The 22000-nt window shown below is 67.7% G+C and carries 21 protein-coding genes and 2 pseudogenes; 12 read left to right on the plus strand and 11 right to left on the minus strand.

The genetic code is table 11. From position 1 onward, the window contains the following. Positions 1–160: 160 nt before the first annotated feature. A complete protein-coding gene (locus H162_RS0124505; RefSeq protein ID WP_020656133.1) occupies positions 161–1573 on the minus strand; it encodes an aminotransferase-like domain-containing protein in 1413 nt (470 codons plus the stop codon). A gap of 92 nt (positions 1574–1665) precedes the next feature. Here H162_RS0124505 and H162_RS0124510 point away from each other — a divergent pair. The 3 genes and pseudogenes from H162_RS0124510 to purU all read left to right on the plus strand — a co-directional run. After that, positions 1666–1878, plus strand: a pseudogene (locus H162_RS0124510) (cytochrome c oxidase subunit 3 family protein); the annotation flags it as partial. Then, positions 1863–2207, plus strand: a complete 345-nt coding sequence (gene cyoD / locus H162_RS0124515; protein WP_026355049.1) for a cytochrome o ubiquinol oxidase subunit IV — start codon at positions 1863–1865, stop codon at positions 2205–2207. The pseudogene H162_RS0124510 and the gene cyoD, both read left to right, overlap by 16 nt. A gap of 235 nt (positions 2208–2442) precedes the next feature. Then, entirely contained in the window at positions 2443–3333 is an 891-nt protein-coding gene (purU, locus tag H162_RS0124520; protein ID WP_051109996.1) for a formyltetrahydrofolate deformylase, read from the plus strand. Between the two features lie 16 nt (positions 3334–3349). Here the strand turns inward: purU and H162_RS0124525 are convergent, their stop codons facing one another. Continuing rightward, positions 3350–3616: a hypothetical protein gene (locus H162_RS0124525; protein WP_026355051.1), complete on the minus strand. Its 267-nt coding sequence runs from the start codon at positions 3614–3616 to the stop codon at positions 3350–3352. Between the two features lie 196 nt (positions 3617–3812). Between H162_RS0124525 and H162_RS31850 the strand changes: the two genes are divergently transcribed. From H162_RS31850 to H162_RS0124570, 9 genes are all read left to right on the plus strand, one after another. Then, positions 3813–4211: a hypothetical protein gene (locus H162_RS31850; RefSeq protein WP_020656138.1), complete on the plus strand. Its 399-nt coding sequence runs from the start codon at positions 3813–3815 to the stop codon at positions 4209–4211. 1 nt (position 4212) lies between these two features. Then, positions 4213–4989 (plus strand): DUF2145 domain-containing protein, encoded by a 777-nt coding sequence (locus tag H162_RS0124535; RefSeq protein WP_026355052.1) that lies wholly within the window; start codon positions 4213–4215, stop codon positions 4987–4989. Between the two features lie 200 nt (positions 4990–5189). Continuing rightward, complete coding sequence (locus tag H162_RS0124540; protein WP_229452246.1) at positions 5190–6701, plus strand: GMC oxidoreductase; 1512 nt, start codon at positions 5190–5192, stop codon at positions 6699–6701. A 107-nt stretch (positions 6702–6808) separates the two neighbouring features. Next, complete coding sequence (locus H162_RS0124545) at positions 6809–7333, plus strand: (2Fe-2S)-binding protein (protein WP_020656141.1); 525 nt, start codon at positions 6809–6811, stop codon at positions 7331–7333. Then, positions 7330–8346, plus strand: coding sequence for an FAD binding domain-containing protein (locus H162_RS0124550; RefSeq protein WP_020656142.1), 1017 nt, complete (start codon positions 7330–7332; stop codon positions 8344–8346). The genes H162_RS0124545 and H162_RS0124550 overlap by 4 nt, the downstream gene beginning before the upstream one ends. Then, a complete protein-coding gene (locus tag H162_RS0124555; RefSeq protein WP_020656143.1) occupies positions 8343–10655 on the plus strand; it encodes a xanthine dehydrogenase family protein molybdopterin-binding subunit in 2313 nt (770 codons plus the stop codon). The genes H162_RS0124550 and H162_RS0124555 overlap by 4 nt, the downstream gene beginning before the upstream one ends. Positions 10656–10889: 234 nt before the next feature. Further along, positions 10890–11864, plus strand: coding sequence for a tripartite tricarboxylate transporter substrate binding protein BugD (locus tag H162_RS0124560; protein ID WP_026355053.1), 975 nt, complete (start codon positions 10890–10892; stop codon positions 11862–11864). A 141-nt stretch (positions 11865–12005) separates the two neighbouring features. Then, complete coding sequence (locus tag H162_RS0124565) at positions 12006–12470, plus strand: tripartite tricarboxylate transporter TctB family protein (protein WP_020656145.1); 465 nt, start codon at positions 12006–12008, stop codon at positions 12468–12470. 9 nt (positions 12471–12479) lie between these two features. Next, positions 12480–13982: a tripartite tricarboxylate transporter permease gene (locus H162_RS0124570; protein ID WP_026355054.1), complete on the plus strand. Its 1503-nt coding sequence runs from the start codon at positions 12480–12482 to the stop codon at positions 13980–13982. 38 nt (positions 13983–14020) lie between these two features. Here the strand turns inward: H162_RS0124570 and H162_RS0124575 are convergent, their stop codons facing one another. From H162_RS0124575 to H162_RS33530, 9 genes and pseudogenes are all read right to left on the minus strand, one after another. Then, entirely contained in the window at positions 14021–15457 is a 1437-nt protein-coding gene (locus H162_RS0124575; protein WP_020656147.1) for an MFS transporter, read from the minus strand. 12 nt (positions 15458–15469) lie between these two features. Beyond that, positions 15470–16639, minus strand: coding sequence for an HlyD family secretion protein (locus H162_RS0124580; protein WP_020656148.1), 1170 nt, complete (start codon positions 16637–16639; stop codon positions 15470–15472). 16 nt (positions 16640–16655) lie between these two features. Beyond that, positions 16656–18065 carry an efflux transporter outer membrane subunit gene (locus H162_RS0124585; protein ID WP_026355055.1) on the minus strand — a complete coding sequence of 470 codons (1410 nt, stop codon included), beginning with the start codon at positions 18063–18065 and terminating at the stop codon, positions 16656–16658. Then, on the minus strand, positions 18062–18502 hold the full coding sequence (locus tag H162_RS31855) for a MarR family winged helix-turn-helix transcriptional regulator (RefSeq protein ID WP_020656150.1): 441 nt from the start codon (positions 18500–18502) through the stop codon (positions 18062–18064). The genes H162_RS0124585 and H162_RS31855 overlap by 4 nt, the downstream gene beginning before the upstream one ends. 171 nt (positions 18503–18673) lie before the next feature. Then, complete coding sequence (locus H162_RS35790; protein ID WP_020656151.1) at positions 18674–18991, minus strand: transposase; 318 nt, start codon at positions 18989–18991, stop codon at positions 18674–18676. Beyond that, on the minus strand, positions 18921–19439 hold the full coding sequence (locus H162_RS33525) for a cupin domain-containing protein (RefSeq protein WP_084677120.1): 519 nt from the start codon (positions 19437–19439) through the stop codon (positions 18921–18923). Before H162_RS33525 ends, H162_RS35790 begins: the two co-directional genes overlap by 71 nt. Before the next feature lie 19 nt (positions 19440–19458). Further along, on the minus strand, positions 19459–20385 hold the full coding sequence (locus H162_RS0124600; RefSeq protein ID WP_020656152.1) for a LysR family transcriptional regulator: 927 nt from the start codon (positions 20383–20385) through the stop codon (positions 19459–19461). Positions 20386–20588: 203 nt separating this feature from the next. Beyond that, positions 20589–21497, minus strand: a pseudogene (locus H162_RS0124605) (IS3 family transposase); the annotation flags it as partial. 24 nt (positions 21498–21521) lie between these two features. Further along, a partial coding sequence (locus tag H162_RS33530; RefSeq protein WP_020656154.1) for a transposase occupies positions 21522–22000 on the minus strand: 479 nt, incomplete at its 5' end.

Consider the following 22000-nt stretch of genomic DNA (forward strand, 5'->3'; position numbering starts at 1 on the left):
GCCTAAGTACTCGAACAGAAATAAATGTGAGTTTTGGCGAACAGAACCGGATGCGGTGCGAGGCGGCGGCCGCGCCGCAGTGCGAGCACTGCCAGCGGGAGCCAGCGCAGCAACGCGCCGGTTATGGCAGCCAAAAACACATTTAGTTATGGGCGAGTACTTAGACCAGCGCGTCCCGGTATGGCGCCGGCTGGCGCGCCAGCAGCGCGGACAGGCGCCGCAGGGCGGCGCGCAGGCGCGCGCGTTCCTTGATGCTGCCGAGCGAGACCCGGATCGCATTCGGCGCCATCGGCCCGGGGCAGAACACCGCCGCCGGCGCCACCGCCAGGCCTTCCCGGCCCGCCACCCGCGCCAGCTCCTCCGAGGTCCAGTAGGCCGGCAGCTCCAGCCACAGGTGCAACCCGTCCTCCACCGCGCCCGGCCTGCCGGCCAGGATGTCGCGCGCCAGCTCCTGGCGCGCGCGCGCTTCGAGGCGCACGCCGTCCAGCAAACGCTGCGCCGAGCCGTCGTGGATCCACTGGGTGGCCAGCGCCGCCGTCAGCGGCGCCGCCATCAGCGCGAAGGCGCGCAGGGCGACCAGGAAGCGCTCCCGCGGCGCCGGGTCGGGGAACAGGCCGAAGGCGATGCGCAGGCCCGGCGTCAGGCATTTCGACAGGGTCGACACGTAGTACACGTGACCCGGCGCGATCCTGGCCAGCGGAAGCGGCGCGTCGCGCGCCAGCAGCCAGTAGGGGTCGTCCTCGATGATGCGGACGCCGTGGCGCACCGCCGCCGCCACGATCTCGCGCCGCCGCGCCATGGGCATGGTGCGCGTGCTCGGGTTCTGCAGGGTCCGATTCAGGTAGGCCAGGCGCGCGCCATGCTCGCGGCAGGCCCGCTCCAGGGCCTCGGGCAGCATGCCGTCGCCGTCGGCCTCGACCACCAGCAGGCGCCGCCCGAACTGCTGCGCCGCCGCGCGCAGGCCCGGATACACCGCCGGTCCGGTGACGATCGCAGCGCCCGGCTCCGACAGCGACAGCATCAGCGCCACCAGCGCCGCCTGGGCCCCCGGACAGACGACCACCTGCGCCGGATCGACCACGCCGAACATCGGCGCCAGCCAGGCCGCGCCGGCGCGCCGGTCCGGTTCGCTGCCGCCGCTCAGGTGGTAGGTCATCAGGAGTTCGTTATCGGCGCGCATCAGGACCTGCGCCAACCCCTGCCGCAGCAGCTCGCCGAAATCCACGTCCTCCGGGGACGGCGGGATGTTCATGCTCAGGTCCATCATCGGCATCGATTCCACCTTCGGCGCCGCCGCGTAGGTGCCGCGCGCGCCGCGCCCTTCGAGCAGCCGGCGGCGCCTGGCCTCGTCGTAGGCGCGCGTGACCGTGGTCAGGTCGACGTTCAGCTGCGCGGCCAGCCGGCGCTGCGGCGGCAGGCGCTCGCCGGGCCTGGGCGTCCCCTCAAGCAGGGCCTGCTCGATCGCGTCCGCGATTTGCAGGAAACGCGGGCCGCGTCCGGGCGCCAGGCCCGCCAGCCAGGCGGGGACCTCGTCTTGTATGGATCTCGCTTCGGATATTTTGTCACCATGCATGGATTTTGCTTCCGATTAGACTAGCTCAACCCGCGCCAGGATTCCATACATCGCTGGCAGCGGACCCTGTAGATCCATGCAAGAACCGCGAAACCGCCCTGCTCCTGTTCAGCAGCGTCGCGTTCGCGGTCGCGATGCTGTACATGCAGCGCGACCGCCAGGCGGCCACCCTGCGCTGGCTGGCCGCCACCGGGGTGCCGGGCGCCGCCTTCATCGGGCTGGAACTGTATGAGTTCGCGGTGCTGCTGCACGAAGGCGCCGGGCCACAGGTCAGCGCCTTCCTGTCGGCCTGTTTCACCCTGGTCATGGGAGCATCCGCAGCGACGCGGTCGGCCTGCTGCTGTCCCTGGTCCTGACCCTGGCCTCGTTCGGCGCCGTCATGTCGGGCCTGGTCCCGGCGGGCATGCGCTGGCCGGCCGTGGTCGTGCTGGCCATCGTCCAGCTGCGGGTCCAGCTGGTCTGGTTCCTGCACCTCGGGCGTGCGCAGGACCAGCGCGAGAACACCGTGGTGTTCCTGTGCAACGCCGCCCTGATCGCGATCGTGGTCGCGGGTTCCCCGTGGGTCATGCACAACGCGAACGTCAACAGGATGCCGATGACGGTCACCCCGGAACAGGCGCGCATGGCAGGATAAGGGGCCGGATGGCGGTCCGGGGCCGGCATCGGGTACACTTGACGCCGGCTGGCTCAACCGCCATCCTAAGCATTCTGACAATATTTCCGCCAGGTCCCATCCGGCCCCGGCGGATTTCCGCATCCGCGGCCGGCCTACCCGTCGACTCGCGTTACGGACGAGCAATACCCAGGCCACGGGTCCGCCCGTGTACGCCATGGATTTCATCGACCGCCAACACCGACAGGAACACAGCATGACCAGCGCCGCCCCGACCACGCCACCGCGCATCGAATACATCCTCAACGCCAGCTGCCGCGCCGGCACCGGCATCGTGGCCGCCGTGGCGACCTTCCTCGCCGAGCGCGACTGCTATATCTGCGCCCTGGAACAGTTCGACGACGACTCCACCGAGCGCTTCTTCATGCGCGCCGTGTTCCGCCAGCAGGAAGCCTCGCCGCCGATCGACGACATCCGCCAGCAGTTCGCCGCCGAGGTGGCCTCGCGCCTGGAGATGCAGTGGAAGTTCCACGACCCGTCGGAGGCGGTCAGGACCGTGATCATGGTCTCGAAGGTCGACCACTGCCTGGACGACCTGCTGTACCGCCGCCGGAACGGCGAGCTGAACATGAATATCACGGCGGTGGTCTCGAACCACCTCGACCTGCGGCCGATGGTCGAGCGCGAAGGCATCCGTTTCGTGTTCCTGCCGGTCACGAAGGACAACAAGGCGCAGCAGGAAGCGCGCCTGCTCGAGATCGTCGAGGAGACCCGCACCGAGCTGGTGATCCTGGCGCGCTACATGCAGATCCTGTCCGACGAGCTGGCGCGCCGCCTGGCCGGGCGCTGCATCAACATCCACCACTCCTTCCTGCCCGGCTTCAAGGGCGCCAAGCCTTACCAGCAAGCCTTCGACCGGGGCGTCAAGCTGATCGGCGCGACCGCCCACTACGCCACGCCGGACCTGGACGAGGGCCCGATCATCGAGCAGGTGCTGACCCGGGTCGACCACAATTACCGGCCCGCCGAGCTGACCCGCGTCGGCCGCGACAACGAATGCATGGCGCTCGCCGCGGCCGTCAAGTTCCACATCGAGCGGCGCGTCTTCGTTGACGGGAACAAGACCATCGTGTTCCGCGGCCCCTGAGGCGCCGCCGCAGGGTTCAGCTGAAATCGTCGGCCGCGACGCCGTCCACGGCGATCAGGGTGTCGAGCCGGATGATTTCGCCGTTGTCCAGCGCGGCGTATTCCACGCCGTCGCGGCTGTACAGGTCGCGGATGCAGGCCAGCCGCGTCGTGCTCGCGCTGGCGACCTCGGCCACTTCGAGCGCCACCGGCGTGCGCTTCGTGGCGGCTGCTTCCAGCATGTCGTAGAACCCGCAGTTCACCGGGCGGTAGCCCTGCGCCCCGGGCGCCTCCTTTCCTCTCATGTCATCCTCCGTGTCTGTCGCGTGGCTCCCTAGGATACAGCGAAGGAGGGGGAGCGGAGCTCTGTCTTTTGGCGGCCCCGGGACCGGCGGTATCGCAAGCCGATACCGCCGGTGCGCCGGGGCGCTACCCGGCATCCGCCGGTTGCCAGGCGGGCCGGGGAGCCGCGATGATGGCGCACCCAACCACGGAGGACATATGAAACGCTCCCTTGCCGCCATCCTGATCGCCCTCGCCTGCGCCGGCGCCCACGCCACCGGCGATGGTTCGCACCCGTCGCAGGCGGCCAGCGAGCTGTCCGCCACCGTGGTGGGCGGGTCGATCGCCTCGGTCGCGCTGTCCGGCACGGTCGTGGTCGCCAGCGTGCGCGCGGTGGGCGACGGACTCGAACTGCTGCTGGAGAACAGCTTCAACGCCAGCCGCGCCACGGTGCGCCTGTCGGGCAAGGCGGCCGGCGGCCTGTCGCTGGCGGCCGGCACGGTGCTGGAGCTGGTGGCGTCCTCGGCCGGCCACGTGCTGGTCCTGTCGGGCAAGGCCATCGCCTTCCTCCCGAACGAGATCGGGCGCGCCCTGCTGCATTCGTCGCGGGTGCACTGAGATGCGCCGCTTGCTGATCGCCCTGCTGGCCGCCTGCGTCCTGCCCGCCCGGGCCGGCGCCGGCTGCGAAGAGCGGCCCCTGAGCGCGCTGGAGGCGGTGGCCTCGATCGACCTGGCGCGCCGCACCGTCGAGGAGCTCGACGCCAGCGGCGCCAGCGTGGCGCTGGTGTCGCGCGCCGGCCAGGACCTGGACCGCTACGGCGTGCGCTATTCCCACATGGGGATCGTGGTGCGCGACCATCCCGCCGGCCGCTGGACCGTCGTGCACGAACTGAACGAATGCGGCGCCGACAGCTCCGGGCTCTACCACGAAGGCATGGGCAACTTCTTCCTGACCGATTTGTTCCGGCATGAGGCGCAGCTGCTCATCCCCGGCGCCGCCACCCAGGCCCGCCTCGCGCGCCTGATGCTCGGCCGCACGCCGCTGCGCCTGCACGAGCCGCGCTACAACATGCTGTCCTATGCCTTCTCGACGCGCTACCAGAATTCCAACCAGTGGGTCCTGGAGACGCTGGCGGCGGCCCATGCGGGTGCGGACCAGGTCGCCACGCGGGCCGAGGCCCAGGCATGGCTCCGGCAGGCCCGCTTCCAGCCGCTCACGATCGACGTGCCGACGGCGGTCCGGCTTGGCGCCCGCATGTTCCGCACCAACGTCGCCTTCGACGACCATCCCTTCGAACGCCGCATGGCGGGCAGGATCGACACCGTGACCACGGAGGCGATCCTGCGCTTCGTGCTTGCGGTCGATCCACAGGCAAGTGTGCGCATTGTGAGGTAATCCGGGTGTGCCGGCCATGCATGACGGGTTCCACAACGCCACCGTCTCTCCCAACAGGTGCAATTTATTTTTTAACAACACAACTGTGAGAATCTGCGCTATTCTGCATGTCGCAAAAGCATCATTTTTCTGAGAGTCAGTATCGCCCGAGAAACCCAACCAACCACGGCGCACAGACGATGTTCATCGACGGCAGACTGTTGAAACCAGACACCACCCTCCGCACCGACATCTGCATCGTCGGCACCGGCATGGGCGCGATTTCCGTAGCCAATTCCCTGGTGGGCGCGGGGCGCAGCGTGCTCTTCATCGAGACCGGGCCGATCAGGGCGTCGCGACGCGACCGTCCCGCGCTGCACATCGAGAATGTCGGCCGGCCATTCGGCATATCGACCAGCCGCGGCCTGGAGGTGGGCGGCGGCACCGCGTTCTGGCATGGCGTCTGCGCCCCGCTCGACGAGCAGGATTTCCTCGAGCGCCCGTGGATTCCGCACAGCGGCTGGCCGATCGGGCGCAGCGACCTCGCCCCCTGGTACGCGGTCGCGCTCGACTTCCTGTGCGGCGCCAGCCAGGACGGCCCCGGCGGAACCGACGGTCCCGGCAGCAGCGCGCTGCAGGGAACCGATGTGTTCGATGCCAAGACCTACCGCTTCCGCTCGCCGCCGTTCCGCGGCAAGGAAACCCTGCGCCGCTGGTGCGACCAGGGCCTGGTGCGCTGCGTCTACCACAGCACCGCGCTGCAACTGCTGCAGGAGCACGGCCGGAGCCACACCCTGGTCGTCGGCAGCGGCGGCCACCGCTTCACCGTCAAGGCCGACCGCTTCGTGATCGCGGCCGGCGCCCTGGAAACCCCGCGCCTGCTGCTGAACTCGCTGCGCAAGCCGGACGTGCCGCTGCCGGCCACGCCCTGGTGGCTGGGACGCAACCTGATCGACCATCCGGCCGGCTACCTGTCGCAGGTGACCTTCCACCGTCCGTTTGCCGGCAAGCCCGGGGTGGAGGGCGAATCCGCGCCGGAGGTGCAGGCGTTTCCCGGCTTCATGCTCAGGGGCGAGGTGCAGCGCACGCGCCAGCTGCCCAACCATGCGGTGTTCGTCAGGAAAGGCATCAGCCGGCGTCCGGTACCGAACAAGGCCGTGATGTCCTTCCTCGGCGTGCGCGGACCGCGCGACGTGGCGCTCTCGCACCTGAAGTCCCTGGTGCGCCACCCCTACATCATCTGGCGCATCGCACACCAGAAATTGCCCTTGAGCGCACGCTCGCGCTATGGCGACCTGTTCTTCATGACCGAACAGCTGCCGAATCCGCACAGCCAGGTCAGCCTGTCCGCGAAGTCCCGGGATGAATTCGGCTTTCCGATCGCGCGCGTGAACTGGCGCCTCAGCGACCAGGACATCGCCATGTTCGCCGAGTACCACGAGCTCCTGATGAGCAGCCTGCGCGGGCACGACGAGGTGCGCGGCCTGCGCTCCGACCCGCTCGCCCGCTGGGAGGATACGGTGGCCTCCGCCGCCCACCACCTGGGCACGGCGCGCATGGGGTCCTCGGCCAGGGATGGCGTGGTCGACCGCAACCTCAAGGTGTTCGGCTTCGACAACGTCTGGATCAGCGACGGATCGGTGTTTCCCACCGCGGGCAGCGTCAACCCCTCGCTGACGATCTGCGCCCTCGGCCACCGCCTGGGCGCGCACCTGAACCGGATGCGCGCCTGACCGGGACCCGGCGCCCCCCCCCCCTTCTCAGCAATAAGTGCGTGACCTAACCGACCGTCCGCGCCGGCCGGCATAAGGTCAAGGTTTCACTCACTGAGGGGGTGGTCATGGATCTTTACCAGCAGTATCCGATCCTGCTGCACATCAACGGACAGGAGCGCCGGTTCGAGGTCGAATCCTGGGTGACCCTGCTCGACCTGCTGCGCGAACGGGCGGCGCTCACCGGCACCAAGAAGGGCTGCGACCACGGCCAGTGCGGCGCCTGCACGGTCCTGGTGGATGGCCGGCGCATCAATTCCTGCCTGACCCTGGCGGTCATGCAGGACGGCCGCGCGGTCACCACCGTCGAGGGCCTGGCCCAGGGCGAACAGCTGCATCCGCTGCAGCAGGCCTTCATCGAGCGCGACGCCTTCCAGTGCGGCTACTGCACCCCGGGCCAGCTGTGTTCCGCCGCCGGCCTCATCAACGAGGGCCAGGCGAAGACCCGCGACGACGTCCGCGAACTGATGAGCGGCAACCTGTGCCGCTGCGGCGCCTATCCGCAGATCGCCCAGGCGGTCGTCGACGTGATGGGCATCCGCGACGACAGGGACGGCAAGGAGCCGTTCACCACCGGTCCGGTGCTGGCATGAATCCCTTCCTCTACAACCAGCCCAGGGACCTCGAGGGCGCGCTGGCGACCCTGTCCGTACAGGGCGCCCGCCCGATCGCCGGCGGCACCAACCTGCTCGACCTGATGAAGGAAGGCGTGATGGCGCCGGCGCGGCTGGTCGACATCAATACCATCGGCCTCGACCGCATCGAAGCCGCGCCCGGCGGCGGCCTGCTGCTGGGCGCCCTGGCGCGCAACGCCGATACCGCCTACCATCCGCTGGTGCGCGAGCGCTATCCGCTGCTGGGCGCCGCGATCCTGGCCGGCGCCTCGCCCCAGCTGCGCAACATGGCCACCAACGGCGGCAACCTGATGCAGCGCACCCGCTGCGTCTACTTCTACGATGTCGGAGTGCCCTGCAACAAGCGCGAACCCGGCACCGGCTGCCCGGCGAAGGAAGGCGTCAACCGCCAGCTCGCCATCCTGGGCGCCAGCGAGGCCTGCATCGCCACCCACCCGTCCGACATGTGCGTGGCGCTGCGCGCCCTCGACGCCACCGTGCACGTGCGCTCGCAGGCCGGCGGCGAGCGCGCGATCCCCTTCGCCGACTTCCAGCGCCTGCCCGGCGACCGCCCCGACCTCGACAACACGCTCGCAGCGGGCGAGCTGATCACCCACATCACCCTCCCCGAGGCGGGACGCTTCGCCGGCCATTCGGCCTACATCAAGGTGCGCGACCGGCTCTCGTATGCCTTCGCGCTGGTATCGGTCGCGGCCGCGCTCGACCTCGATGCGGACGGACGGATCCGCGAGGCGCGCATCGCCCTCGGCGGCGTGGCCCACAAGCCCTGGCGCGTGCCGGGCGCCGAAGCGGCCCTCGCGGGCCGGCCGCCCGCCACCGCCGCCTTCATGACGGCCGCCGACGCCATCCTGGACGGCGCGCGCGGCCATGGCCAGAACGACTTCAAGGTGTCGCTTGCGCGCAACGCCATCATCCATGCGCTGGCCATCGCGGCCCGCGGCACCGTGCAGGCACAGGGAGGAAGACAATGAGCGAGCTGATCCCGGAACTGCGCACCCCGAGCGCGCCCGAAGGCACCGGCCGGGTGCGCAGCGGCATGGCGGTCTCGCGCGTCGACGGCCGCGCCAAGGTCACCGGCGCGGCGCAGTACGCCGCCGAATTCGACGCCCCCGGCCTGTGCTACGGCGTGGCCGTCAACAGCACCATCGCGCGCGGCCGCATCGTGCGCATCGACCTGGTCGACGCGCTCACCGCGCACGGCGTGATCGCCATCCTCACGCACCAGAACCGGCCGAAGATGCGCTCCGTCGACCTCGCCTACAAGGACATGACCGCGCCCGCCGGCTCGCCCTTCCGCCCCCTCTACAGCGACGAGATCTTCTACAGCGGCCAGCCGGTGGCCCTGGTGGTGGCCGACAGCGTCGAGGCAGCGCGCCACGCCGCCTCGCTGGTGCGCGTCAGCTACGAGAGCCGGGAGCACGAGACCGACCTGCTGGCCAGCCTGGACAAGGCCTACAAGCCGCGTCCCCTCAAGGCCGGCTTCAAGCCGCCCGGCTCGAAGGGGAATGCGGCCAGGGCCTTCGAGGCCGCGCCGGTCAAGGTCGACGCCCGCTTCTACAACGGGGTCGAGCACCACAACCCGATGGAGATGCACGCCTCGACCGTGATCCGCGCCGAGGACGGCCACCTGACCATCTACGACAAGACCCAGAGTTCGCAGAACAGCCGCTGGTACGTCTCCCACGTGTTCGGCCTGGCGAAGGACAAGGTCACCGTGCGCAACCCCTACGTCGGCGGCGCCTTCGGTTCCGGCCTGCGTCCGCAGTACAACCTGCCGCTGGCCGTGATGGCGGCGCTCCAGCTCAAGCGCTCGGTGCGGGTGGTGCTCACCCGCCAGCAGATGTTCAGCTTCGGCCATCGCCCCGAGACCTGGCACCGGGTGCGCCTCGCCGCCAACCCCGACGGCAGGCTGCAGGCCATCCTGCACGAGGCGATCCAGGAGACCTCGCGCCTCGAGGACTACGTCGAGGTGATCGTCAACTGGTCCGGACAGTTGTATGCATGCGACAACATCGCGCTCGGCTACAAGGTGGTCGCGCAGGACCGCCACTCGCCGATCGACATGCGCGCCCCCGGCGCGGCGCACGGCGTGCATGCGCTCGAAGTGGCGATGGACGAGCTGGCCTTCGAGCTCGGCATGGACCCGCTCGACCTGCGCCTGAAGAACTACACCGAGATCGCGCCGATCGAGGACAAGCCGTTCTCGACCAAGGCGCTGCGCGAATGCTACCGCCAGGGCGCCGAACGCTTCGGCTGGGCCGGGCGTCCCTACCAGCCGCGCACCCTGCGCGACGGCGAGGAACTGGTCGGCTGGGGCATGGCCACCGGGATCTGGGATGCGCTGGTGATGGTGGCGCGGGTCAGCGCGGTGCTGCATGCCGACGGGCGCCTGGTGGTCAGCAGCGCCGCCTCCGACATCGGCACCGGCACCTATACCGCGATGGCGATCATCGCGGCCGAAGCCATGGGACTGCCGATGGAACGGGTCACCTTCCAGCTGGGCGACTCGACCCTGCCGCTGGCCCCGATCGAAGGCGGTTCCTCGCACGTGGCGACCGTCGGCTCGGGCGTCGTCGGGGCCTGCGAGAAGCTCAGGAAGCACCTGCTGCGCCTGGCCCAGGCGACACCGGACTCGCCCTTCCGGAACCTGCGCCTGAAGGACGTGGACTTCGCCGACGGCGCCCTGTTCCTGCGCAAGGACCCGCAGCAGCGGCTGCTCCTGAGCGAAGTGCTCGCTTCGGCCGGGGTCGACCGGATCGAGGAGAAATTCCTCATGACGCCGCAGGCGCTGAAGCAGCACAAGTACGCCCGCGCCGTGCACTCGGCGGTGTTCTGCGAGGTGAAGGTCAACGAGGCCCTGGGCATGGTGCGGGTCACGCGCGTGGTGAGCGCGGTCGCGGCCGGCCGCATCATCAACGCCAAGGCGGCCGCCAGCCAGATCAGCGGCGGCGTGGTGTGGGGAATCAGCCAGGCCCTGCACGAGGAAACCCACACCGACCACCGCCTGGGACGCTTCATGAACCACAATTACGCGGAGTACCACGTGGCGGTCAATGCCGACATCCACGACATCGAGGTGATCTTCGCCGAGGAAGATGACCGCGTGGTCAGCAAGCAGCTCGGGGCCAAGGGCGTGGGCGAGATCGGCATCGTCGGCGTGGCGGCGGCGATCTCGAACGCGATCTTCCATGCCACCGGCAAGCGCCTGCGCACCACGCCGATGACCCCGGACAAACTGTTGCTCGGCGACCCCGAGCTGCCGGCCGCCGGCGCCGATTGAGTAGCACGCCGCCGGCAGCGTCCGGCGGCTTTTTTTTTGGCATGCCCTGTTTCGCCACATACAGGAAATCCGTAGTTTCCCGTAGTTGCCAATTTATATATTTGCTGGTACAACCGATGCTGCGTATGCAGGCGCATTGAACGCCCGCGCTTTGCCGGCCCCGGCCGGCGGCGAGCGACGAAGCCGACGCGCCGTAACCGTAAAGACAAATAAACCGAGGTTAGAGGACGACACATGAAACTCAAAACGATATGCACGGCTGCGTGCATGGCGCTGCTCGCCAGCGGCCTGGCCCAGGCACAGAACTATCCGACGAAGACGATCACCATGATCGTCCCGTTCGCCGCCGGCGGTCCGACCGACACGGTGGCGCGCCTGGTGGCCCAGTCGATGGGCACCACGCTGAAACAGCAGATCATCGTCGAGAACGTGGGCGGTGCCGGCGGCACCATCGGTGCGGCGCGCGTGGCCAAGGCGGCGCCGGACGGATACACCCTGTTCCTGCACCACATCGGCCAGTCGACCGCCCCGGCCCTGTACCGCAAGCTCACCTATAACGCGATCGACAGCTTCGAACCGATCGGCCTGGTCACCGACGTGCCGATGACCATCGTGGCGCGCAAGGACTTCCCGGCCAAGGACGCCAAGGAGATGCTGGCCTACGTCAAGGCCAACAAGGACAAGGTCACCTACGCCAACGCCGGCCTCGGTTCGGCCTCGCACCTGTGCGGCATGCTGCTGCAGAGCGCGATGGGCGTCGACCTGACCACCGTCGCCTACAAGGGCACCGGTCCGGCCATGAACGACCTGCTCGGCGGCCAGGTGGACCTGATGTGCGACCAGACCACCAACACCACCAGCCAGATCAAGAGCGGCAAGATCAAGGTCTACGGCGTGACCACCAAGGCCCCGCTGGCGGCCCTGCCGAACGTGCCGACCATGTCCAGCGCCGGCCTGCCGAACTTCGAGATCGCCGTGTGGCACGCCCTGTACGCGCCGAAGGGTACGCCGAAGCCGGTCGTCGACGCACTGTCGAACGCCCTGCGCGCCGCGCTCAAGGATCCGACGGTCAAGCAGCGCTTCGCCGACCTCGGCACCGAACCGGTCGCCGACGAGCGCGCCCGTCCGGAAGCGCTGCGCACCTACCTGAAATCCGAGATCGACCGCTGGGGTCCGATCATCAAGAAAGCCGGCACCTTCGCCGACTAAGAACGGCGCCAGGCGGGACGGACCGGGAAGCCGGCTCCGCCTGCCTGCGTGCCGGAAGCAGATCGCGCCGCCGCGACGGCGGGCCGCCCGGTCACCGGGCCGGCGCGATAGTCGTATAACAAAGCAATAAGGGGACCACAAGTGCCATCCGCCATCCGCCATCCGAAAGACTTTTGGACGGGCATCATCTTTCTTTCCATCGGGCTGTACGCTGTCGTCGTCGGCCAGGACTACGACATGGGCAGCGCCGGCCGCATGGGCCCGGCCTATTTCCCAACCGTGCTCGGGAGCATGCTGGCCCTGATCGGCGCGATCGCCATCGGGCGTTCGTTCTTCCGTCCGGGCGAAAAGATCAGCCGCTTCTACATCAAGGAACTGGTGCTGATCCTGGCCGCGGTACTGCTGTTCGGTTTCCTGGTGCGCGGCGCAGGCCTGGTGCCGGCAGCCGTCCTGATCATCATGATCAGCGCCTATGCCAGCCCCAAGTTCCATCTTGGCAAAACCATCGCGCTGGCCGCCGGCATGGCGCTGTTCGGCGTCCTGCTCTTTGTCAAGCTGCTCGGCTTGCCTATGCCCATCCTCGGCCCCTGGCTCGGTTTCAATTAAGAAGAAAACATGGAAATCCTTTCTAATCTCGGTTTGGGCCTGGAGACGGCCTTTACGCTCACCAACCTGCTGTACTGCCTGATCGGCGTGTTCGTCGGCACCGCCGTCGGCGTGCTGCCTGGCCTCGGCCCCGTGGCGACCATCGCCATGCTGCTGCCGGCGACCTTCGGCCTGCCGCCGATCTCGGCCCTGATCATGCTGGCCGGTATCTACTACGGCGCCCAGTACGGCGGCTCGACCACCGCGATCCTGGTCAACCTGCCGGGCGAATCGTCCTCGGTGGTCACGGCGCTGGACGGCTACCAGATGGCCCGCAACGGCAATGCCGGCAAGGCGCTCGCCACCGCGGCCATCGCCTCGTTCTTCGCCGGCACCGTCGCCACCATCCTGCTGGCCCTGTTCGCGCCCCCATTGGCCGAACTGGCCCTGAAGTTCGGCCCGGCCGAATACTTCTCGCTGATGGTGCTGGGCCTGGTGGCCTCGGTGGTGCTGGCCAGCGGCTCGCTGCTCAACGCGATCGGCATGGTGATCCTCGGCCTGCTGCTCGGCCTGGTGGGCACCGACGTCAACTCGGGCGCGGCGCGCTACACCTTCGACCTGCCGCAGCTGGCTGACGGCATCAACTTCGTGATCGTCGCGATGGGCATGTTCGGCATCGGCGAAATCGTGCGCAACCTCGAGCACGACGAAAGCCGCCAGCTGGTGATGAAGAAAGTCCAGGGCCTGATGCTCAACAAGGAGGACTTCAAGAAGATCCTGGGACCGGTCCTGCGCGGCACCGGCCTGGGCTCGATCCTCGGCATCCTGCCGGGCGGCGGCGCGATGCTGGCCTCGTTCGCGTCCTACTCGATCGAGAAGAAGGTCTCGCCCAACAAGCGCAACTTCGGCAAGGGCGCGATCGAAGGCGTGGCTGCGCCGGAAGCGGCGAACAACGCCGGCGCCCAGACCTCGTTCATCCCGATGCTGACCCTCGGTATCCCGTCGAACCCGGTGATGGCGCTGATGATCGGTGCGATGATCATCCAGGGCATCCAGCCGGGTCCGGCCGTGATGACCGAGCAGCCGGCGCTGTTCTGGGGCCTGATCGTCTCGATGTGGATCGGTAACCTGTTCCTGGTGGTGCTGAACCTGCCGATGATCGGCCTGTGGGTGCGCATGATCACGGTGCCTTACCACTACCTGTACCCGGCGATCCTGATGTTCTGCTCGATCGGCGTGTTCAGCCTGAACAACAGCGACTTCGACGTCTACCTGATGGCCCTGTTCGGCCTGTTCGGCTACATCTGCGCCAAGCTCGGCGCCGAGCCGGCGCCGATGCTGCTGGGCTTCATCATCGGCCCGATGATGGAGGAATACCTGCGCCGCGCCCTGCTGCTGTCGCGCAGCGATCCGCTGGTGTTCATCGAGCGTCCGATCAGCGCCGTCATGCTGCTGATGGCCGCACTGGCCATGGCCGTGGTGCTGTCGCCCGCGCTGCGCAAGAAGCGCGAAGAAGCCTTCCACGAGGATTGATCCCACGGCCCGCGCCTCCCGGCGCGGGCCGTTTTTCCTCAATCGAAGCTGCGCTGGAAAAACAGCAGCGCAGCGCCCAGCATTCCCACCCACATCACCACCCAGAAGATGTCCATGCTGGCCAGCAGCAGCACCTGCTGCGCCACCGGCGCCGCCGGGCTGCCGGCCGCTTCCGCCAGGCGCGCCGTGTGCAGCGCCGCCCTCTCCTGCATGACCGCACTGGTGACGCCGACGCCGAGCGCCAGGCCCGCCTGTCCCAGCATGTTCTTGAACTGCTGCGCGTGCGAGAACTTCACGTTATCCGCCACGAAATCCTTGAACGAGTGGATCGCCGTGGTGGCCATGCCGAAGATCAGGAACACCCCGAACAGGCCGATCCAGAACGTGACCGTGTCCCACACGTGCCCGCGCGGATCGAGATGCGAGAAGCGCCACCCCATCAGGGCCAGCATCAGGAAGGCCGCCACGTAGAACTTGGTCGCGTGCGGCCGCTTCTTCACGGTCGCCAGCAGGACGACCAGCCCCAGCGGGGTGAACGCCATGCCCATGCTCTGCAGGTTCCCGGCCTGCTCGAAACCGATGCCGAGCGCGCGCTGCACCAGCTGCGGCAGCGCCGTATTCACGATCCCCAGCACGACATAGCACATGCTGAAGATCGCCAGCCCGACCTGGAAGCGGCGGCTGCGCAGGATCGACAGGTGCAGGAAGGGATAGGCGCGCCGCGCATGCAGGAATCCGAACGCGGCCAGCAGCCCGATGCCGGCCACCAGCAGCCAGACCAGGTGGGCGCGCTCGCCGTGCCAGTCGTAGGCCAGGCGCTGCAGCGCGTACAGCGTCACCGCCGCGCCGCCGGCCAGCAGCACCGCGTCGAGCGTATGCGGGCGGGTCGGGGTGCCGTCCAGGGTGACCGCGTCGAGCGGCAGGTAGCGCGCCGCCAGCACCGAGCCGAGGATCGCCAGGGCGGCCAGCGCCAGGTAGATCCCGCCCCAGGCCTCGCGCGCCACCATCGCCCCCGCCGCCCACGGTCCGAGCGAGATCCCGGTGGCGACCGCGCCGGCGAAGGCGGCGATGCCGATCACCCGCTCTTGCGGCGGAAAGATCAGGTTGACCATCATGCGCGCGCTGGTCATGAAGCCGCCGCCGCCCAGCGCCATCAGGGTGCGGCCCAGCGCGAAGCTGCCGACGCTGTCGCTGGCGGCGCACAGCCAGGATCCGCACACGAAGATCAGCACGCCCGCGAGCAGGTGGTCGCGCCAGCCGAAGCGCTGGATCAGCACGGTCATCTGCGAGATCGCCAGCACCGCGACGCTGGCGTACAGCGCCGTGATCGCCCCGTATTCTTCCGGCGAGGCGTTGACCTGTCCGAGCGTCGGCCCAATGGCGAACACCACCATCCCGGTCTGGAAGAACTCGATGAAGTTGAAGATGAAGATCGCTCCCAGGAGTGCCGGGCGCGGGATCGCAAGCGCGTTCATCGCCTCGCCCGCCTAGCGCTTCGCCACCGGCGCCGGCGCGCCGAGCGCGCGCTGGATCGCCTGCGCCGCGCCGTCGTCCTCGGCCGCGTACACCGAGGTCTCGTAGCGCTGGCGCGCCGCGCCCGCCTGCATCAGGGGCGGGCCGTCCTGGCGGCTGGTGTCGATCGCCACCTTCATCGACAGGCCCAGGCGCAGCGGATGGCGCGCCAGCTCCTTCGGATCGAGCGCGATCCGCACCGGGACCCGCTGCACCACCTTGATCCAGTTGCCGGTCGCGTTCTGCGCCGGCACCAGCGCGAACGCGCTGCCGGTACCCGCCTCCTGGCCCGCGACCCGGCCCTGGAACACCACGTCGTTGCCGTACACGTCGGCCGTCACCCTGACCTTCTGGCCGATCCGGACGTCGCGCAGCTGGGTTTCCTTGAGGTTGGCCGTGACCCACATCTGGTCGAGCGGGATGATCGCCATCAGCGGCGCTCCTTGCGCCACGCGCTGGCCGAGCTGCACGTTGCGGCGCGCCACGATGCCGCCGACCGGCGCCGCCAGCGCGGTGCGCGACAGCGCCACCGAGGCGTCGCGCAGCTGGGCGATCGCGGCCGCCACCTCCGGATGGTTTTCCACGGTGGCGCCGCTGACCAGGGCGTCGGCCGCCGCGACCTGCTGGCGCGCGGCGTTCAGGGCGGCGCGCGCCGCCGCCACCGCGTCCTCCGCATGGCGCAGGTCCTCGCCGGACACCGCGCCGGTGCCGGACAGGGCGCGGCGCCGCTGCAGGTTGCTGGCCGCCCTGGCCAGGTCCGATTCGCGCAGGGCCACATTGGCGCGCATCTGCTCGGCGTTCGCGAACTGCGAGCGCACCTGGCGCGCCGCCCGCGCCAGCCCGGCCTCGGCGCGGTCCAGCGCCAGGCGGGCGTCAAGCTCGTTGAGCTGGACCAGCACCTCGCCGGCCTGCACGTAGTCGGTGTTGTCGGCGCCGATGCGGGTCACGGTGCCCGCTACCTGCGGCGTCACCTGCACCAGGTTGCCCTCGACATAGGCGTCCTCGGTGGATTCCGAATTCCAGCCGAGGTTGAGGATGCCGGGCGCCGACAGGGCGATCCCGACCGCGGCCGCGGCGACGGCGACGGCCAGCCCGATGGCCAGCTTGCGGCGCTTCGGCGCCGGCAGTTCTTTGTTGGTTTCCATGCTGTTCTCCAGTGGATCAGTGGCCGCCGCCGAGCGCGCGCACCAGGTTGAGATCGAGTTCGTTGGCGCGCGCGGCCAGGTCGGCCCGGGCGCGGCGCTGGGCCACCACCTGGCCATCGGCCACCAGCACCTGCAGGAAGGTGGCCAGGCCGCCGCGGTAGCGCTGCAGCGCCACCGAATACGCCTGTTCGGCCGCCGCCAGCGCCAGGTCCTGCTCGCGCAGGCGGGTCTCCTGCGCGCGGATCGAGGTCAGCTGGGCGACCACGTCGCGCATGGCTTCCACGACCGCCGCGTTGTACTGCTCGACCGCGATGTCGTACTCCGCATTGCGCGCCGCGAGGTTGCTGCGCAGCCGTCCGCCGTCGAACAGCGGCAGGGTCACCAGCGGCCCGGCGGACGCGGTCGCGCTGCCGCCCTGCAGCAGGCGGTCGAAGCCGAGGCTTTGCAGGCCGACCAGCGCCGCCAGGTTGACCGTCGGGTAGAACTGCGCCCTGGCGACGTCGATGTCGCCGCTGGCCGCTTCCACGCGCCAGCGCAGCGCCACCAGTTCCGGGCGCCGTCCCAGCAGCGCGGCCGGCAGGTCGGCCGGCACGCCCGGCTGGTAGCTCGGGCGCAGCTGCGGGCGCCCGATCGCGCCGGCCGCATCCTGGCCCTGGCCGGCGAGCGCCGCCAGCTGGCCGCGGGTCAGCGCGATCGCCTCGTCGAGCGCGGCGATCTGGCCGCGGGCGACCGGCACGCCGATCTCGGCCTGCCTGAGTTCCGCCTGGCTGTCGAGCTCCGCCTCGACGCGCTTGCCGACCAGCTCCAGGATCTGCTCGCGCTGGCGCAGTTCGGTCCTTGCCAGGTCGTGCTGCTGATGCAGCAGGTCGAGGCGGAACCAGGCCTGGACCACGGCCACCGTCACCGCCAGCGCGGCGGCTTCGGCTTCGGCCTTCTGGGCGTTCACGCGTCCGGCCGCGGCGTCGACCGCCGAGCGGTTCTTGCCCCAGAAATCGAGTTCGTACGACAGGCCCACGCTGGCGTCGTTGAACCAGTTCCAGCTGCCTGCCAGCGGCCGCGGTACCGTGCTGTTCTCGCTGAAGCGCTGGCGCGACGAGCGCGCCGAGGCGCTGGCCTGGGGACCGAGGGCCGCATTCGCGACGCCTTCCAGCGCCGCGGCCTGGCGCACGCGCGCCAGCGCGATGGCGACGGTCGGGCTGTCGCTGCGGGCCCGGCGCACCAGCGCGTCGAGCTGGGGATCGCCGTAGGCGCGCCACCATTCCTGGGCCGGCCAGGCGGCATCCGGGAGCGCGAGCGCGGCGATGGCGCCCTGCGAGGGCGCCGCGGCGGCGTCGCGCAGGCGCGCGCGCTCGCCCTGCGGACCGGTGGACATGCAGCCCGCCAGCGTCAGCAGCAAGGCCAGGGCTGCGGGGAGCCGGGCATTCATGGCGTCTCCCGCTGCGTGACGCCGGCATGGCCGATCACGTCGAGGAGGGAGCGGTGGAAGCGCTGCGCGTCGCTTGCGGGGAAGCTGTCCCACAGCCGCGCATGGACACCGCGCACGGCTTCCGCGACCGCGGGCATCAGCGCCCGCGCCTCCTCGCTGAGCACCAGGCGCACCGCCCGGCGGTCATGCGGGTCGGCCTGGCGCAGCAGCAGGCGCTTGGCTTCGAGGCGGTCCAGCAGGCGCGTCATCGCGCCGCTGTCGACGCCGGCCAGGCGCGACAGCGCACCGGGCGTATTGTTCCGGCCGTCGGCCAGCTGCAGCAGGATCATGCCCTGCTGGGCGGTGACGTTCAGGGCGCCCAGTTCCTCTTCGAGCATGCGCAGCGTGCAGTTGCGGGCACGGGCGATCAGGAATGGCAGGTAGGCGTCGGGCGCCATTGTCCCTTGGAAGGAAGGTGATTCCAGCATAATTTGCCCCGGCAGGAGTTTAGTCAGATGCCGCAAGCATAGTTACCTGAAGATATTACTGCCATGGCTGGAAAGGCATGCAGGTTATGCAGAAACCGCATGATTCTTCCCTATGGCTAGCGTCACGCCCCGGCTAAGTAGTCACGCAAAATTTATTGTGGACTTGCTTCCGAAACCTCTCATCAAGGACTGAATCTCGTCAACCAGATCTGCCCCGTTCTTGGCAACGAAGCGGTGCCAGAAATACTTGGCATGCTTCCACAGGATCTCGTTGCGGTTGAGTTCCGGACTGTAGGGCGGCAAATAGTACAGGTACAGTCCACGCCTGGCCCACTGGCGCCGCTTCTTGTCCATAGAAGAGAGCGCGGTCGCCGCGTCGCAGCTTTTGCTACTCACCATCCCAGTAATCAACCGCGCTTCCAGCGCGGCCGACAAAGAAAAATTCCTGCGGCTGTCCATCTGCGCCAGGAGGAAAATCTCCGGCGACCACGAACTTGTCTGAATCCGGATACTCGACGATTTCTGGTGTGAGCTTGGTACTGACGGCCAGGTAGCGCAATGGCACCAAGCCGATATTGATGATTTGATGTGCTGTTTCCCTGCCCCCAGGCGGGCACGCGATGATATCGCCTGCACGTATCGGATACGTTTTCTCCCCGATGCGAACTTCTCCGCTTCCCTCCAGGATGAAAAACATCTCTTCGTTCACTCGATGGTTGTGACATGGAAACGCTCTTTTTCCCGGTGGCACTTCAGTAATGTTATAGCCGAGACGCTGGGCGCCGATCCTGGTTCCGATCGTTTGCATGCGAGCGTCGAAACGTTCCGCGGCGCGACCCGTGGCAGTAAACGCCGCCGGTCCAGGTTGAAACTCAAGGTCTACAATGTTAATGACTGGCTTGTTCATGTCGTCCTCCACGCCGTTTTCAGCACTGCCTACCCTCGACGGGGTCTTCCGTAAGCTTTGGCACTTCACTGACCAGGAAGTCAATGAAGGCTCGCACCGAGGGCAACATGCCTTTGCGGCTCATGAACACGGCATGGACGATGAATTCCCCGCTGGACCAATCTGGCAAGACATGCAGGAGTTCGCCGGATTGAAGATTCGGCACGCAAAATCGTTTAGGCAGCATCGCCAGGCCCACGCCGGCGATCGCTGACGCGCGCGCCACATCTAGATCGCTGCAGAACAGGCGGGGCTGGTGGTGAAACTGAAGCGTTTTATCACCCGGCCCTTCCAGTTCCCAGCAATCGCCACCCGCACTTTCCGCTGTCGACAGCGTTGGAAACTCAGCCAGCCGCTCCACCGTAATGGGACCCTCATGGCCAGTCAATAATCGCGGACTCATGACCAGCACGAGGCGGACGCGGGCCAAAGGACGCACAACAAGAGTGGGGTCGGTCTCAAGTCGCATCCTGCCTCGCAGGGCAATATCCACGCGGTCTTCGATGAGGTCGGCCGGCCGATGGAAAACCTGAAGGTGTATCCGTACCTTCGGATAAAGGACCAGGAACGCGGGCAGCAGATTAACCATCATGTGCTGTATCTGACTCGGCGGACAGCTCACCCGCACTAATCCTTGCGGTTCCGTGCGCGACTGCGCAGCCACGATCTCTGCCGCTTCCGCCGCTTCCAGCATGACCTGGCAACGCTCATAGAAGTCGCGGCCAACATCGGTGGTGCGCAGGCTACGCGTCGTACGTTCGAGCAGCCGCACCTGGAGCCGATTTTCCAGCTGGGCCACGCGCTTGCTTAGCGTCGATTTCGGCACGCCTATGTGACGCGCACCGGCGGCGAACCCATTACAGGACACCATCGTGTGGAAAAAGTACAGGTCATTCAGGTCATGCATGATTTGCCCTCCTAGCGAAGAGCAGCGCCTTGATTGTCTCCAGGGGGAGACGACGCGTCCACATTTCCCAGTCTAGTGCATGGATCGAAGCAACCCTACACTGATTTCAACGACGGGCACCCAACAACGGGACTGAGCGTTAAAGGGGCCGACAGACAGCATCCTCGACTGAACCGCCAACTTTTCATCGAAACATGTGGTGGTCAAGTAATTTCGGACACAACAATAGGTTCTTTGGCTGCCATATTGCGTTCGTAGACGTTGGGTGGCTGATTTCCCAATACCGAGTGCAAGCGCTGGCTGTTGTAGAACTCGACGATATATGCAGCGATATCGCACTTGGCTTCAGCATGGTTGGCGTAGTTCCGCTGCCAGACGCGCTCCATCTTCAGGTTCAGGAAGAACCGTTCGGCGACCGCGTTGTCCCAGCAGTTTCCCTTGCGGCTCATGCTGCAGACGAAACCGTGTCCGGCCAACAGGGCCTGATATTGGTCGCTAGCGTACTGGCTGCCGCGGTCGGAGTGCACGATCAGCCCCGGTCGCGGGCGGCGCTGGCCGATCGCCATGCGCAAGGCATCGCAGACCAGGCTTGCCGGCATGCTCGGAGCCATGGCCCAGCCCACGACCTTGCGTGAGAACAGGTCGAGCACGACAGCCAGGTACAGCCAACCGGCACCGGTCCGGATATAGGTGATATCAGAAGCGTAAGCCACGTTTGGCGCAGCCGGATTGAACTGCCGGGCAAGTACGTTCGGCGCGACGGGAAGGCCATGCCTGCTGTCGGTCGTGTGAACGAATTTGCGCTTCCATACCGGCTTGAGCCGCTCTTGGCGCATCAAACGACGTACCTTGTAGCGGCCGACCTGCACGCCTTGCATCGCAAGCGCAGCCACCAGGCGCCGGCTGCCGTAACTTTGCCCACTGGCCGCAAAGGCGGCACGCACATGCACGCGGGCTTTGCAGATTGCCGGTTTTTCGGCGCGCCGTTTGGCTTCATAAAATCCGGATCGACTCACACCGAGCACCCGGCAACTTTGCGCGACAGGAAAGGCCTTCTTCTGCAACTCGTCGATGACCCGATGGGTCACTTGAGCTCGCGGGCAAAGAAGGCCGACGCCTTCCTAAGAAACTCACTTCTACGCTGTTGATTCCTGTGGTTGCAGTGCGTATCCAAATTCTGCAGCACGCCGGTGCAGCTGCTTGATGACCCGATCTCGGTATTGCTGCTCATAGAGGTCCGCGCCAGGATCGCGGTAATCCATGCCGTATCGCATCGCGTTGTAGAACAGGACGGCAATCTTGCGGGCTGTTGCGGTTACGGCTTTTGCATTGCCGATGCGGCCTGCCAGGCGTCGGTAGAAGGCACCCAGCGCGGTATTGCTGCGGCCAACCGTGACCGCGGCGAGCCGAAGTGCAACGGTGATCCGGCTGCTGGTCTTTCGCGTGTGTGACGACAGCACCTTGCCACCGCTGATCTTGCAGCCTGGCGACAATGTGAGCCACGACGTGAAATGCTTGGCGGTGCGCCAGCGACTGAGATCGGTACCGCATTCACCGATCAGGCGTAGCGCCAGGAATGGCCCAATGCCGTGGATCTGTGTCAGATCGGTACCGG

This window comes from Massilia niastensis DSM 21313, assembly GCF_000382345.1.
GTDB classification, from domain to species: domain Bacteria; phylum Pseudomonadota; class Gammaproteobacteria; order Burkholderiales; family Burkholderiaceae_D; genus Telluria; species Telluria niastensis.